12 protein-coding genes are annotated in these 13,937 nt (G+C 68.1%); 6 read left to right on the top strand and 6 right to left on the bottom strand.

What is annotated here, in order from left to right:
• Positions 1-16 precede the first annotated feature (16 nt).
• Entirely contained in the window at positions 17-1,117 is a 1,101-nt protein-coding gene (locus tag IHQ52_RS06620; protein ID WP_096273070.1) for an enoyl-CoA hydratase/isomerase family protein, read from the bottom strand.
• Positions 1,118-1,164: 47 nt separating this feature from the next.
• On the opposite strand from IHQ52_RS06620, the gene IHQ52_RS06615 reads away from it, so the two are divergent.
• Both IHQ52_RS06615 and IHQ52_RS06610 read left to right on the top strand, forming a co-directional pair.
• Positions 1,165-2,406, top strand: coding sequence for a CoA transferase (locus IHQ52_RS06615; protein WP_096273068.1), 1,242 nt, complete (start codon positions 1,165-1,167; stop codon positions 2,404-2,406).
• The gene (locus IHQ52_RS06610; RefSeq protein ID WP_096273067.1) at positions 2,403-3,818 is read left to right on the top strand and encodes an amidohydrolase family protein; all 1,416 of its coding nucleotides are present in this window, start codon (positions 2,403-2,405) and stop codon (positions 3,816-3,818) included. Before IHQ52_RS06615 ends, IHQ52_RS06610 begins: the two co-directional genes overlap by 4 nt.
• Positions 3,819-3,826: 8 nt before the next feature.
• On the opposite strand, the gene IHQ52_RS06605 is transcribed toward IHQ52_RS06610, so the two are convergent.
• Positions 3,827-4,519: an SDR family NAD(P)-dependent oxidoreductase gene (locus IHQ52_RS06605; protein ID WP_096273065.1), complete on the bottom strand. Its 693-nt coding sequence runs from the start codon at positions 4,517-4,519 to the stop codon at positions 3,827-3,829.
• Positions 4,520-4,624: 105 nt separating this feature from the next.
• Here IHQ52_RS06605 and IHQ52_RS06600 point away from each other — a divergent pair, with 105 nt between their 5' ends.
• Positions 4,625-5,521 (top strand): alpha/beta fold hydrolase, encoded by an 897-nt coding sequence (locus tag IHQ52_RS06600; RefSeq protein ID WP_096274894.1) that lies wholly within the window; start codon positions 4,625-4,627, stop codon positions 5,519-5,521.
• 25 nt (positions 5,522-5,546) lie between these two features.
• The gene (locus IHQ52_RS06595; RefSeq protein WP_096273063.1) at positions 5,547-6,779 is read left to right on the top strand and encodes an MFS transporter; all 1,233 of its coding nucleotides are present in this window, start codon (positions 5,547-5,549) and stop codon (positions 6,777-6,779) included.
• Positions 6,780-6,787: 8 nt separating this feature from the next.
• Here the strand turns inward: IHQ52_RS06595 and IHQ52_RS06590 are convergent, their stop codons facing one another.
• Positions 6,788-6,961 carry a hypothetical protein gene (locus tag IHQ52_RS06590; protein WP_198362489.1) on the bottom strand — a complete coding sequence of 58 codons (174 nt, stop codon included), beginning with the start codon at positions 6,959-6,961 and terminating at the stop codon, positions 6,788-6,790.
• 221 nt (positions 6,962-7,182) lie between these two features.
• On the opposite strand from IHQ52_RS06590, the gene IHQ52_RS06585 reads away from it, so the two are divergent.
• Complete coding sequence (locus IHQ52_RS06585) at positions 7,183-8,721, top strand: LVIVD repeat-containing protein (RefSeq protein ID WP_198362488.1); 1,539 nt, start codon at positions 7,183-7,185, stop codon at positions 8,719-8,721.
• Positions 8,718-9,410, top strand: a complete 693-nt coding sequence (locus tag IHQ52_RS06580) for a DUF305 domain-containing protein (RefSeq protein ID WP_096273061.1) — start codon at positions 8,718-8,720, stop codon at positions 9,408-9,410. Before IHQ52_RS06585 ends, IHQ52_RS06580 begins: the two co-directional genes overlap by 4 nt.
• 14 nt (positions 9,411-9,424) lie before the next feature.
• On the opposite strand, the gene IHQ52_RS06575 is transcribed toward IHQ52_RS06580, so the two are convergent.
• The 3 genes from IHQ52_RS06575 to IHQ52_RS06565 all read right to left on the bottom strand — a co-directional run bounded on the left by IHQ52_RS06575 (position 9,425) and on the right by IHQ52_RS06565 (position 13,758).
• The gene (locus IHQ52_RS06575) at positions 9,425-9,922 is read right to left on the bottom strand and encodes an HNH endonuclease (RefSeq protein WP_006435784.1); all 498 of its coding nucleotides are present in this window, start codon (positions 9,920-9,922) and stop codon (positions 9,425-9,427) included.
• A gap of 316 nt (positions 9,923-10,238) precedes the next feature.
• Positions 10,239-11,105 (bottom strand): enoyl-CoA hydratase-related protein, encoded by an 867-nt coding sequence (locus tag IHQ52_RS06570; protein WP_024500159.1) that lies wholly within the window; start codon positions 11,103-11,105, stop codon positions 10,239-10,241.
• 106 nt (positions 11,106-11,211) lie between these two features.
• The gene (locus IHQ52_RS06565) at positions 11,212-13,758 is read right to left on the bottom strand and encodes an ATP-dependent Clp protease ATP-binding subunit (protein ID WP_096273059.1); all 2,547 of its coding nucleotides are present in this window, start codon (positions 13,756-13,758) and stop codon (positions 11,212-11,214) included.
• Positions 13,759-13,937: the final 179 nt, after the last annotated feature.

Below are 13,937 nucleotides of genomic sequence, written 5' to 3'. Positions count from 1 at the left end.
CCGACAGTTTCGCAGGTCACGACTTCGCGAGCGTTCCGCGGAACGCTCCAGACTCAGCCCCGATCTCGTCGACCAACCCCCAGCCCAGTGCCTGCTCGGCGTCGATCTCGGCACCGGTGACGAACAGGTGCAATGCCCGCCACCGTCCGATGCGCCGGGGCACGCTGACGGTGCCGCCGGCTCCCGGGATGAGGCCCATCGACACCTCGGGCAGACGGATACGGGTGTCCGGGGCGGCGACGACGCGGCCTGCGAAGGCGGGGATCTCGATGCCGGCGCCCACACAGTGACCGTGCAGGCGGACCTCGACGCGGTCGGCGAGCACGGCCACGAGTCGTCCCGCTCCCCCGCGGGTGCGGATCAGGTGGGCCGTCGACGCGTCGGGCATGTGTCCGAACTCGTCCAGGTCGCCACCGGCACAGAACGAGCTGCCCGCACCGTCGACGAGGACGTGGCCGATCGAGTCGTCGAGTACTGCGAGACGCAGCGCCTCGACGAGTGCGTCGCGAAGCGCGGTGCCGTAGGCGTTGCGGCGTTCGGGCCGGTTGAGGTTGATACGCAGGGTGTCACCGTCGCGGTCGAGCAGCACCGCGTCGACGGCGGGCGGCGGAAGCGGGCGCCCCTTCGCGCGACGCTCCTGCAGCCAGCGGCCGAACTCGTCGCCGCCCTGCAGTGTCGAGTAACCCAGGGATTCGACATCGATGGCCGGGACGGGATCGAGCGGTTCGGCGGCGCGCACCACCTGCGCGGCGACGAGCGAGGCCTGAGGACATCGTGAGACCGCGTCGGTGAAGTTCCGGATTGCCGCCTCGACGTCGTCGACGCCGATCACCGCGCGATGGTCGGCGCCGTGTGGGCCATACGTGAGATCGAGGCCATCCAGCAGAGGGAACAGTTCGTCGTCGATCATCCTGGTGGACGTCCCCACCAGGATGACGTCCGATGCCGAGGCACGGTCGGCCGCCCGGACCAGGTCGGCGTCGGTCACGCCGTCCACGGTGTCGAGGTCCACCAGCGCGACCGGCGACACGACGGCGGCACCGTCCCCGAGCAGGTCCCCACCTCCGATGACCGGTGCTGCGGCCAGGTCGGCGATCGAGATACGACGAGTCTGCATGGCGGTGAACCTCCTGAGCTTTACGTGCGGACGGTAGCATTTCGCCCGTGTCCAGCCATGCGTCCCATGATCCGGTGCGCGACTGGGCCGCCAGCGGCATCCCGCATCTCACCGGCCGATCCGACGGTCCGCCTCTCATCCCGCCGGGTCGGGCAGCGACACTCGCGCGTGAACTCGGCGACTGGATTCGGGAGGCGAGCAACGGCGCCGCCGACATCGACGGCGCTACCCTGCTCGCCGAGCGCGCCGCACTGACCGGGCACTCTCGGCACGGCGATCTCACCCCGGGCGGATCAGGGCGCCTCCTGCCCGCCGACGACGGTTGGGTCGCGGTGAGTTCCGCCCGCCCCGACGACCCACTACTGCTGGGTGCGCTGATCGGACGCGAGGTGACCGAGGACAGCGTCTGGCCGGCGGTCGCCGAGTGGACATCCCAGCACACCCGAGCGGATTTCGACACACGCGCCACCCTGTTGGGGATCGCCGGCGGCGGTGTCGCTCACGGCGACGAGATCGCCGGCCAGGCACGTGACGCGTTGCGTCCGAATGGTATTCCGCGTTCGGTCGACGGCCTGCTCGTCGTCGACTTCAGTGCCCTGTGGGCCGGCCCGCTGTGCGCACACCTGCTGGGTCTCGCCGGGGCACGAGTGGTGAAGATCGAGACACCGCAACGTCCGGACGGCGCACGGCGCGGAGACCAGGACTTCTACCGGTTGCTGCATGGAGGGCACGCGTCGGTCGTCCTCGATCCGACGCTCCACGTCGAACGCGCCGCGCTGGAACGACTCGTCGCGGCCGCCGACATCGTGATCGAAGCGTCCCGACCACGGGCTTTGCGCGGATTCGGCCTGCGCGCCGAGGATTTTGTCGCCTCCGGAACCACCTGGATCTCCATCACCGCCGCCGGGCGCGACTCCGACCGCATCGGCTTCGGCGACGACGTCGCCGCGTCGGCGGGGCTGGTCACCGAAGACGACGCGGGCCTGATGTTCGTGGGCGACGCGATCGCCGACCCGCTGTCCGGGCTGACCGCCGCCGCGCTCGCGATGTGTGAACCCGGTCCCGGTCGCGGCGCACTGTGGGACCTGTCGATGCGCGCCACGGTCGCGTCGACCCTCGGCGGACCACCGCCGCCACCCGCGTACCGCGACGGCGATCAGTGGGTCGTCGACACCGATTCCGGCACAGTCCCACTCGATCCGCCCCGGGCACGGGCCGGTTCCGCCGACACCGCACCGTCGGGACGGGACACGAACTCGGTGCTCGCCGGACTGGGGATCATCCGGTGAGCGCGACACTGTTCCGCCGTGTGACCCTCCCCGCGGGAGTCCGCGACGTCGCCGTCGACCACGGTGTGATCACGGCGGTCGGCGTGGATCTCGCAGGCGGCGCGACCAGAGGATTCGAGATCATCGACGGCGACGGCGGAGCGCTCATCCCCGGCCTTCACGACCATCACATCCACCTCCACGCGCTCGCGGCGGCCTCCGCGTCGGTGCAGTGCGGTCCGCCGCTGGTGACGAGCTCCGACGATCTCGCCGCCACCTTGGACCGCGCCCCCGATCTCGACCCCGCCGGCTGGGTCCGAGGCGTCGGATACGTGGAAACCGTTGCCGGGCTGCTGGATTGTGCCACCCTCGATCGGCTCCACTCCCGCCGACCGGTCCGCATCCAGCACCGCAGCGGCGCGGTGTGGTTCCTCAACACCGCCGCGGCCGAGGCCGTCGGGTTGCGGACCGCCGAACATCCCGGTGTCGAACGGGACGACTCCGGCGCACCGACCGGACGCGTGTGGCGCGCCGACGACTGGCTTCGTGAGCGGATGGGCCACTCCCGGCCACCCGACCTGTCGCAGGTCGGTTCCGAACTGGCCCGACTCGGCATCACCGGCGTCACCGACGCCACGCCGGAACTGTCGACGGAGTCCCTCGACGCACTGGTCTCATCGCATGTGAACGGGGCTGTGCCACAACGACTTCATCTACTGGGAGTCCCACTCGATACGACACCCGACCTCCCACCGACGGTGACCGTCGGCCCGTTCAAGATCGTGCTGGCCGATTCCGGCCTCCCCGACTTCCCCAGCCTGTGCGAGCGGATCCGCGCCGCGCATTCGCGGGGACGCGGGGTCGCCGCGCACTGCGTGACCCGGGAAGCCCTCCTGCTGCTCCTCGCCGCCTTCGACGAGGTCGGCCGGCGGCCGGACGATCGGATCGAACACGGTGCGATCATCGCCGCCGAGACCGTCGACGAGTTGAGCCACACGCAGATCGCCGTCGTCACCCAACCGGGATTCATCGCGGCACGCGGTGACGACTATCTGGATCGCCTCGACGCCTCGGACGTCCCCGACCTCTACCGGTGCGCATCCCTTCTCGAACGAGGTGTGCCGCTTGCGATGTCGAGTGACGCACCGTACGGCCCCGTCGACCCGTGGGAAGTGATCGCCGCGGCCGCAGACCGTCTCGCCCCGGACGGCCGCACGGTCGGTGCCGACGAGAAGCTCGACCGCGTGACGGCGTTGGATCGTTACCTGACGCCGCTGAGCGCCTTGGGCGCAGCGCCACGAACGGTCCGCACCGGCGAACCGGCCGACCTCGTCCTGCTCGACGACACGCTCGAGTCAGCACTGCGGTCCGGCCGGGAGGCGTTGCACTGCACGATGATCCGCGGACGCATCGTCTACCGGCGTGAGGGATGATCCGGCAGTCAGCCGACGCCGGGCACCGGAACCTGTGCGCCCGTCACCGCGGCGGACGCGTCGGACACCAGGAAGGCGACGGTCTCGGCGATCGTCTGCGGCGACACCCAACCCTTGCGCGAGGAGTCCGGCTGGCTATCCCGGTTACCCGGGGTGTCGATCACCGACGGCAGGATCGCGTTGGCCCGGATGGCGTCGTCCTTGTACTCGGCGGCGAGGGCACTGATGAACGCCCAGACGGCGGCCTTGGAGGTGATGTAACCCGCAGCACCGGAGAACGGCGCGAACGCGGCCTTCGCCGACACTCCCACGATCGATCCGCCACCCGCCTCGATCAGCTTCGGGATCGCCGCCGCGGACAGCAGATACAGCGGCCGCAGATTGAGGCGGAGCAGCCGCTCGAACTCCTCGACCGGCGTCGCGTCCACGCGCTCCCCCATCGCGAACCCGCCGACCAGGTTGACCACCGCGGTCACCGGCGCCGAGGACTCCCCCGCCGCGGTCGCGACGACCTCTGCCACCGACGACTCGTCGAACAGATCGGCACGGAGGGTGACGAGCCGATCGGACTCGGGAAGCCGCGACAACTCCTCTTCGACGACCCACGGCACCACCACTCGCCAACCGTCGTCGAGCAGCTTCGTCGTGACGGCGGAACCGAGTCCGCCCGTGCCGCCCGACACGATCACCGTTTGTGCCATCGCCAGTCCGTCCTTGTCTCTCGCACTTCGTTCGACATCGGCGACACTATCGCAGGTGTCTGAATGTGTGCATTCATCTCACCCTATGCGTGAGAGGCTGTGTCGATGAGCACGAACGTCACCTCCGAGGCCCCGGAGTGGTTCCGCGCGGCCGTCGCGACGAAGCCCGAGCACTCGTCGGTCACCGTCCATGGTGCGCGCATCGCCTACCGCTGTTGGGGTGAACCCGGCTCGCCCGGCCTCCTCCTGGTCCACGGCGGTGCGGCTCACGCCGGCTGGTGGGACCACATCGCGCCGCGGTATGCGGGAGAACGTCGCGTCGTCGCCCTCGATCTGTCCGGCCACGGCGACAGCGACTGGCGCGACTCCTACACCCTGGACACCTGGGCCGACGAGGTCACCGCCGTCGCCGAGGCCGCACAGGCGGGCGACCACGCGGTCCTCGTGGGACACAGCCTCGGCGGCCTCGTCGGCATCCGGACGTCGATCGCCCACCCCGACCTGATCACCGACCTCGTGCTCGTCGACTCGCGCGTCCTCGACGCCGAGATGCTGGACGAGATCCAGCGCGACCAGCCCGAGGGAGGCATCCCTCGACGCAGCAAGCACTATCCCTCGCTCGACGCAGCGCTCGAACGGTTCCGCCTCGTGCCCGACCACGCGAGCCTCGACTACGCCAAGGACCATGTCGCCCGGCAGTCCGTCGTCCGCGACGACGACGGGTGGCGGTGGAAGTTCGACCGCGGGTTCGCCGACGATCTGACGGATCTCCCGCCGCGGCCGCCGAGCGCCTGCCGCCTCAGCGTCGTCCACGGCGAGCACGGTGTCGTGACGGCGGCGATGATCGACATCGTCACCTCCGAGCTCGATGAACCGGCGCGCGTGGTCGAGTTCCCCGGCGCCGGTCATCACATCCCCCTCGAACAACCGCTGGCCCTGATGGACGTCATCGACGACGTTCTCCGCGAGCACTCGGCGCGGGTGGGGCTCGGGCCGGGGTGATGCCCCGCGCCTAGCATGGACGTCGATGACCCCGCGCGACAGCGTCTTCGCCTCTCTGCACGTGCCCAACTACCGGATCTTCTTCGCCGGCATGTCCGTGTCGATGACCGGCTCCTGGATGCAGGCGACCGCCCAGGCCTGGCTGGTGCTGATGTTGAGTGGATCGGCGTCGGTCCTCGGCCTGATCGTCGCGTTGCAGGCTCTGCCGGTTCTCCTGATCGGACCCTATGCCGGTGTCATCGCCGACCGCGTCGACCGTCGGCGATTGCTGACGGTCCTCCAGGCGATGATGGGCCTGCTGGCGGCGGTGCTCGCCGCACTCACGCTCGCCGGGGTGGTGGCGGTGTGGCATGTGGCGATCCTCGCCGTGCTACTCGGCCTCGGACACGCCTTCGAACAGCCCGCGCGGCAGGCATTCATTCATCAGATCGTCGGGCAATCGCTGATCCGCAACGCGGTCACGTTGAACTCGGTGATGGTCAACGCCGCTCGCGCGGTCGGTCCGGCCGTCGCCGGCGTCATCCTCACACTCGTCGGTGCGGGTTGGTGTTTCGCGATCAACGCGGTCAGTTTCCTGGCAGTGGTCGTCTCGCTCATCGCGCTCGACGGCACGAAGATCACCCAGGAGCCCCCCGTCCCCCGCGCGAAAGGACAGCTGCGCGAGGGCATCCGCTACGTCCGCGGCATACCGTCACTGTGGATTCCCCTCGCCACCATGGCCCTGGTCGGCACCCTGGCATACAACTTCCCGGTCACCCTGACGGCTGCCGCCGACTTCGTCTTCGACGGTGGGCCACAGGCTCTCGGTTTCATGACGTCGGCTATGGGGGTCGGCGCGGTCGTCGGGGGGCTCGTCGTCGCGGCGCGCGGCACCATCGGACTGCGGCCGCTCACGCTGGCCGCGTTCCGGTTCGGCATCACGATGTCCGCGGCGGCGCTGGCACCGGACCTGATCACCGCCATCTGCGCACTGTTCCTGGTGGGCTGGCTCAGCGTGACGTTCATGTCGACCGGCAACGCCACTCTCCAGCTCAACTCCGAACCCCGGATGCGAGGACGGGTCATGGCGCTGTGGTCGGTGGCTTTCATGGGGTCGACGCCGATCGGCGGTCCGCTCGTCGGCGCGATCATCGAGGCCACGAATCCGCGTGTGGGGTTGGGTGTCGGCGCGGCCGCATGCCTGGCCGCCGCATTCCTCGCCTTCGCGGCCGACCGGAGGAGCCGATCGCGGGTGGGGCCCGAACCCGCCATCGACTGAGCCCTGGATCAGACGGCGTCGCTTCCGTCGATGCTGCCGAAGTCGCCGACCTCGACGTTGCCCTGATCGTCGACCGCGGTGTCGAAGATGCCATCGCAGTCGGTGTCGGCGACCGCGATGTCGGCGTAGCCGTCGTCGTCGGTGTCGACCAGGATTCCGTCTGCAGGGATCTGGGGGCTCATCGGTGTTCCTTTCGTGGTGCCCGCCGGTGCGGGCTGTCTGCTGCGTTCGTGTACTTGGAGCGGGAGCGGGCCGGGAATGTTCCGCGGCTGTCCCGGAGTCGTTCGGTCGGCCGACGTGCGTCTTTCGACGAATGTGCCCCGTCGTCTCACCACGCCGGGTTAGCGTGACTCAGGTCACGATCGGAGGGGCGATGACGCCAGGTCGATGGGGTATTCACACAATGCGGCGGCGACTGCACGCGGTCACCTGCCTCGTCGCCGGGGCGCTGCTCGTGTCGACGACACTGGTGTCCGCACCGGCGACCGCCGCGAACCACTGGTTCCCGGACATCTTCGAAAGCTCGGTACCGAAGGCCGATTGCGGTCCGGGCTCACGACCGGAGCCCGGCCTGCAGGGCGACGTCAGCGCCGAGGACCGGTTGTCCGGTCGCAGCATGCGTGGCTACCACTGCAACCTGACGAAACTCGGCAACGTGACCGGCGCGGGCGGCGGCATCGTGTCGGCGTCGTTCGAGCACTGCAGCTACACCGGAAGCCTGTTCCCCGGCAACAACTTCATACCCCAGCCGGGCGTCCAGGTCATCGATGCCTCCGACCCCCGGAAGCCGCGAGTGGTGGGCTCGCTCACCGACACCGCGATGCGCGGCGGCACCTGGGAGACACTGAAGGTCAACAAGAAGCGCAAGTTGCTCGCCGCGACCGGGGTTCCGCTTCTGTGGGGTGGCGGCTTCTTCGCGGTCTACGACATCTCCGACTGCACCCGTCCCAAGCTGCTCAATGCCCGCGGCGGCGGCATCGCCTACCCCATCCCGTTCACCTCGCACGAGGGTGGCTGGTCGCCCGACGGCCGGACGTACTGGGCCTCGGGGGTCGCTCCGGGGCACCTGAGTGCGATCGACGTCTCCGACCCGCGCAATCCGCGGGTGATCTGGCAGGGTCTGCACAGTTTCCTGGGGCACGGTTTCGGCATCACGCCCGACGGCAACCGCATGTACCTGTCGAACATGGCGGGTGTCACGGTCCTCGACATCGGCGCCGTACAACGGCGTGCACCCTACCCACAGGTCCCACATGTGGCCGCGTATCTGTGGCCCGACGGCCAGATCAACCAGCACTCGATCCCGGTCACCTATCGGGGTACACCGCACGTCATCACCGCCGATGAGGGCGGTTCGGGCGGCGTGAAGATCTTCGACGTCTCCCGGGTCAACACACCGCGGTACGCCGCTCAACTCAAGCTCGAGATCAACCTGCCCGAGCATCAGGACACCCAGTTCCGGTCGTCCATGGGCGGTTCGTTGTTCGGCAGCAACCCGCACTACTGCGCGGTCGACCGTGCGAAGGATCCGACGGCATTGGCCTGCGCGTGGGAGTCATCGGGCATCCGTGTGTTCGACATCCGCGACCTGTCCGCGATCAAGGAGATCGCCTATTACAACCCGCCGGCGCAGAAGGGCGCCACCGCGCTCAGCCGGCCCAATTCCCCACACGTGCTCGGCTCGCTCATCGGCGTACCGGCCATCGAGTTCTTCAGCCTCGGAATGTCTCTCGCGAACGGGCGAGCCAAGCTGAACGAGATGATCGGGCCGCGGATCGGCATGGTCGTGGGCGGTGACATGGCCACCGACTGGTGCTTCTCGCCACCCGAGTTCCGCGGCAACAAGATCTTCACCACCTGCTCCGACGGCGGTTTCTACGCGCTCGAGTTGAGCAAGCGCGTCTACACTCCGCCGCCGAACCAGGATTCCTTCCTCGGATGACCGGCGGGCCCACAGACAGCCACACGGACAGGCATCACCCCGCCTGGTTGCAGATCGCCGGCCTTGTCTCGGTGGCCGTGCTGCTCGTGGCGATCGGCGTCGTCGCGGGTTCGGTGTGGTCACCGGGGTCACGGGACGACGTGACGACGATGAGTGCCACCGACATCGGCTTCGCACAGGACATGTCGGCGCACCACGATCAGGCACTGCTCATGGCCCGGACTATTCTCGCCGCCCCCGATGTGGACCCGACCATCCGCGGACTGGCCGACCAGCTCGTCGTCGCCCAGTCCGCGGAGAGTGCGACCATGCGCGGCTGGCTGCAGTTCTTCGGGCTGCCGCTGACCTCGGACTCGCCGGAGTCATGGATGCCCCACGACGATCTGCGTACACACGGCCATCCGTCGGCGGCGACGCCCGGCACCCCACCCATGCCGGGGATGGCGAGCACCGACGAACTCGGCCGGCTCGCCACGCTGCGTGGCGACGAGGCCGAGAAACTGTTCCTGCAGTTGATGATCCGGCACCACCGCGGCGGCCTCGACATGGCTCAGGGTGCGTACAACGACGACCGTTCCGGGCCGGCGACAAAGCAACTCGCCCTGAACATGCTCGGCGATCAGGGCAACGAAATCGGCCAGATGTCGATGCTCCTGAAGGAACGCGGCGCCGAACCCCTGCCCACCTGAATCCCTCTGGGCCGTCAGTCGGTCTTGGGATGCAACGTGAACATCTCCCAGACCTCTTTCTGGTCCACGGCCCACGGGTCGTAGACGAAGGGGGCGTGCCGCAACGCCATTCCGGCTTTCCGCGGGGTGCGGTTGGCCTTGAAACCGTTGCAGGACTTGCACGCCGCGACCTGGTTGCCGAATGTGCTGGGCCCGCCCTGGGATACCGGCACGATGTGGTCCACCGTGTCAGCCGGACCGTCGCAGTAGGCGCAGATCCATTGATCGCGACGCAGGATCGTCGCATTGGAGGCATAGGAATCCATCGTCTTGCCTGCGTACGGGCGATAGGCGTCCCGCTTGATCGCCACCACCTTGTGAATGGGCAGTGACACCGTCGGCGAATGGACCACGCGCATCAGGGGGGTGCCCTCGACGTTGCGCGCGACCTCGGTGGTCAGCAGGACGGCAGCGCGCCGCCAGGTGACGCGCGCGAGGATCTGTAATCCCGCATTCGTGACGAAGATGGTCATGGATACTCCTCGATGCGTGGGCGAGTGAGCGCGCCGACCATCGAGGTTCACGACCTCAGGAACTGGTGACGCTGGATGTGATTGGTCCGGACCGGGTTCGGGCTGGTAACCCGTACCGGCAGCCGAGGTCGGTCATCCGCCACTCGCGAACGAACACCGCCATACCGATCGACATCTGCGCCACCTCCTCTCAGTTCTCTTCTGGCCTGCTGTCCGCCACGATAACCGCGGTCAGCGGAGCCTGCCACCGTTCAAGCCGTGTGTTCGCCGATGTTCACGTGCTGAACACAGTGTGTTCGCGGCCTCCGGGCCGAACTCAGAAGATGTCGGGGAGGTCCTCCGACACCGTGTTCGGGTACGTCGCCGACCGCTTCTCCAGGAACGACATGACGCCCTCGTAGACGTCGCCGGACTGGCCGCGATAGAAGATCGCCTTCGAATCGGCGTGATGGGCGTCGAGCGGGCTGGGCGCCCCGGCCATCCGCCACAGCAGCTGGCGGGTCAGCGCGGCCGAGACGGGGGCGCTGCCCGCGGTCATCTCGCGCGCCACGGCGATCGCCGTCTCGAGGACCTTGTCCTTCGGCACGACCTGCTGGATCAGTCCGCGCTCGTGCGCCTCGTCGACCTGCACCATCTTGGCGCCGATCGTCCACTGCAGAGCGGTCGGCAGGCCGACGAGTCGCGGGAGGAACCAGCTCGACGCCGCCTCGGGGACGAGGCCGCGGGCGGCGAAGACGAAGCCGAACTTGGCATCTTCGGAAGCGATCCGGACGTCGGCGGGCAGGGTCATGGTGACGCCGACACCGGCCGACGGACCGTTGATCGCGGCGACGATCGGCTTCAACGAGGCGAACATGCGCAGCGTCAGTTTGCCGCCCTCGTCTGCCGGGACCTCGTCGCCGGCGACCTCCGAGGATGCGTCGAAGGTGGACCCGCCTTCCTCCAGGTCGGCGCCGGCGCAGAACGCCCGACCGGTACCGGTGAGCACCACGGCGCGCACGGAGTCGTCGGCGTCGGTCTCGTCGAATGCCGCTCGGAGCTCCTCACCCATCTGCACCGTGAAGGCGTTGAGACGATCGGGGCGGTTGAGCCGGAAGATCGCGATGTCGCCGTCGCGCTCGACGGTGATGGTGGGTTCGGCCTGGGTGGCCTTCCGGCCGGCCTTTGATGTATCGCTCGTCACACGGGTGATGCTATCGAGAGCCGTCACCGACGATGCGGGCGGCCGATACAAAACGGCGGCGCCACCCTTTCGGGTGACGCCGCCGTCTGTGTCAGATCAGCTGAGGTCAGCTCGCGTTCGAACCGCCGTCGCCTGCCTTGGACAGCTCGACCGGTGCATCCGGAACCGCACGCGGCTTCTCCGAACCGGTGAAGGTGAACTTGGCGTCCTCGCCGTCGCCTTCGCCGTCCCAACCCTCGACGTCGACCAGGACGATCTGTCCGGGCGCGATGTCGCCGAACAGGATCTTCTCCGAGAGCTGGTCCTCGATCTCGCGCTGGATGGTGCGACGCAGCGGACGCGCACCGAGCACCGGATCGAAACCGCGCTTGGCCAGCAGCGACTTCGCGCGGTCGGTGACCTCGAGGGCCATGTCCTTGTTCTTCAGCGCAGCTTCCACGCGCGTCAGCATAAGGTCGACCATCTGGATGATCTCGTCACGCGTGAGCTGGTGGAACACGACGATGTCGTCGATACGGTTGAGGAACTCGGGCCGGAAGTGCTTCTTGAGCTCGTCGTTGACCTTCTGCTTCATCCGCTCGTAGCCGGACTTGGTGTCGTCCTTCGACGAGAAGCCCATGCCCACGGCCTTGGAGATGTCGCTCGTACCGAGGTTCGAGGTGAAGATCAGCACGGTGTTCTTGAAGTCGACCGTACGACCCTGACCGTCGGTGAGACGGCCGTCCTCGAGGACCTGCAGCAGGGTGTTGTAGATCTCCGAGTGGGCCTTCTCGATCTCGTCGAACAGCACCACCGAGAACGGCTTGCGGCGCACCTTCTCGGTGAGCTGGCCGCCCTCTTCGTAACCGACGTAGCCGGGAGGGGCACCGAACAGACGCGACGCGGTGAACCGGTCGTGGAACTCGCCCATGTCGATCTGGATGAGCGCGTCGTCCTCGCCGAACAGGAAGTTGGCCAGTGCCTTGGAGAGCTCGGTCTTACCGACACCGGACGGGCCGGCGAAGATGAACGAGCCCGACGGGCGCTTCGGATCCTTCAGGCCGGCGCGGGTGCGGCGGATCGCCTTCGAGACCGCCTTGACGGCGTCCTCCTGGCCGATGATCCGCTTGTGCAGCTCCTCCTCCATGCGGAGCAGACGCGTGGTCTCCTCCTCGGTGAGCTTGAACACCGGGATACCGGTCCAGTTGCCCAGGACCTCGGCGATCTGCTCGTCGTCGACCTCGGCCACGACGTCCATGTCGCCGCTGCGCCACTGCTTCTCCCGCTCGGCACGCTCGGCGACCAGCTGCTTCTCCTTGTCGCGGAGGCTGGCGGCCTTCTCGAAGTCCTGCGCGTCGATCGCGCTCTCCTTCTCCTTGCGTGCGTCGGCGATGCGGTCGTCGAACTCGCGCAGGTCTGGCGGCGCGGTCATCCGGCGGATGCGCATGCGTGCGCCGGCCTCGTCGATGAGGTCGATCGCCTTGTCCGGCAGGAACCGGTCGTTGATGTAGCGATCGGCCAACGTGGCGGCGGCGACGAGCGCACCGTCGGTGATCGAGACGCGGTGATGCGACTCGTAGCGGTCACGCAGACCCTTGAGGATCTCGATGGTGTGCTCGACCGACGGCTCGCCGACCTGGACCGGCTGGAAGCGACGCTCGAGAGCGGCGTCCTTCTCGATGTACTTGCGGTACTCGTCGAGGGTCGTCGCACCGATGGTCTGCAGCTCGCCGCGGGCCAGCTTCGGCTTGAGGATGCTGGCGGCGTCGATCGCGCCCTCGGCGGCACCTGCGCCGACGAGCGTGTGCAGCTCGTCGATGAACAGGATGATGTCGCCGCGGGTGTTGATCTCCTTGAGCACCTTCTTCAGGCGTTCCTCGAAGTCACCGCGGTAACGGCTGCCCGCGACCAGCGAACCGAGGTCGAGGGTGTAGAGCTGCTTGTCCTTGAGCGTCTCGGGGACCTGGCCGTTGACGATTGCCTGCGCGAGGCCCTCGACGACGGCGGTCTTGCCGACGCCGGGCTCGCCGATGAGAACAGGGTTGTTCTTGGTGCGGCGGCTCAGGACCTGCATGACCCGCTCGATTTCCTTTTCCCGGCCGATGACCGGGTCGAGTTTGCCCTCGGCGGCGGCAGCGGTCAGGTTGCGACCGAACTGGTCGAGGACCAGCGAGGTGGACGGGGTGCCGGACTCGCTGCTGCGACCGCCGGTGCCCGCCTCCTGCGGTTCCTTGCCCTGGTAGCCGCTCAGGAGCTGGATGACCTGCTGGCGGACCCGGTTGAGGTCGGCGCCGAGCTTGACCAGGACCTGCGCGGCGACACCCTCACCCTCGCGGATGAGGCCGAGCAGGATGTGCTCGGTACCGATGTAGTTGTGGCCGAGCTGCAGGGCCTCGCGCAGCGAGAGCTCCAGCACCTTCTTGGCACGCGGGGTGAACGGGATGTGCCCGGACGGCGCCTGCTGGCCCTGGCCGATGATCTCCTCGACCTGACTGCGGACACCTTCCAGAGAGATCCCGAGCGACTCGAGCGCCTTGGCAGCCACGCCCTCGCCCTCGTGGATGAGGCCGAGGAGGATGTGCTCGGTACCGATGTAATTGTGGTTGAGCATCCGCGCTTCTTCTTGGGCCAGAACCACAACCCGTCGCGCGCGGTCGGTGAACCGTTCGAACATTGTTCTCCCTCACATTGCTAGCGCCCCGGCCGCCGCGAGAACCACCTCGTGTGTCCGGTCGGGACAACGCGGTGCGGGTAGGCGACGACCAGCCTGCTTCTACTCTAGAGGTCGTCTTGGGTGTACCTGCAGTTAACGCCCGTGCAGACTGCACGGATTGACCGCGACGGCGGGGATGT

Origin of the sequence: Gordonia amicalis, assembly GCF_022059885.1 — a bacterium.
In the GTDB taxonomy this organism is placed as follows: domain Bacteria; phylum Actinomycetota; class Actinomycetes; order Mycobacteriales; family Mycobacteriaceae; genus Gordonia; species Gordonia amicalis.
The sequence above is the reverse complement of the archived record's forward strand: the minus strand, read 5'-3'. Positions and strand labels throughout refer to the sequence as shown.

What these genes read in the sequence shown, in the direction of transcription:
- IHQ52_RS06620 (WP_096273070.1), bottom strand. Translation starts at nt 1,117, where the DNA reads ATGCAGACTCGTCGTATCTCGATCGCCGACCTGGCCGCAGCACCGGTC.
- IHQ52_RS06605 (WP_096273065.1), bottom strand. Translation starts at nt 4,519, where the DNA reads ATGGCACAAACGGTGATCGTGTCGGGCGGCACGGGCGGACTCGGTTCC.
- IHQ52_RS06600 (WP_096274894.1), top strand. Translation starts at nt 4,625, where the DNA reads ATGAGCACGAACGTCACCTCCGAGGCCCCGGAGTGGTTCCGCGCGGCC.
- IHQ52_RS06595 (WP_096273063.1), top strand. Translation starts at nt 5,547, where the DNA reads ATGACCCCGCGCGACAGCGTCTTCGCCTCTCTGCACGTGCCCAACTAC.
- IHQ52_RS06590 (WP_198362489.1), bottom strand. Translation starts at nt 6,961, where the DNA reads ATGAGCCCCCAGATCCCTGCAGACGGAATCCTGGTCGACACCGACGAC.
- IHQ52_RS06585 (WP_198362488.1), top strand. Translation starts at nt 7,183, where the DNA reads ATGCGGCGGCGACTGCACGCGGTCACCTGCCTCGTCGCCGGGGCGCTG.
- IHQ52_RS06580 (WP_096273061.1), top strand. Translation starts at nt 8,718, where the DNA reads ATGACCGGCGGGCCCACAGACAGCCACACGGACAGGCATCACCCCGCC.
- IHQ52_RS06575 (WP_006435784.1), bottom strand. Translation starts at nt 9,922, where the DNA reads ATGACCATCTTCGTCACGAATGCGGGATTACAGATCCTCGCGCGCGTC.
- IHQ52_RS06565 (WP_096273059.1), bottom strand. Translation starts at nt 13,758, where the DNA reads ATGTTCGAACGGTTCACCGACCGCGCGCGACGGGTTGTGGTTCTGGCC.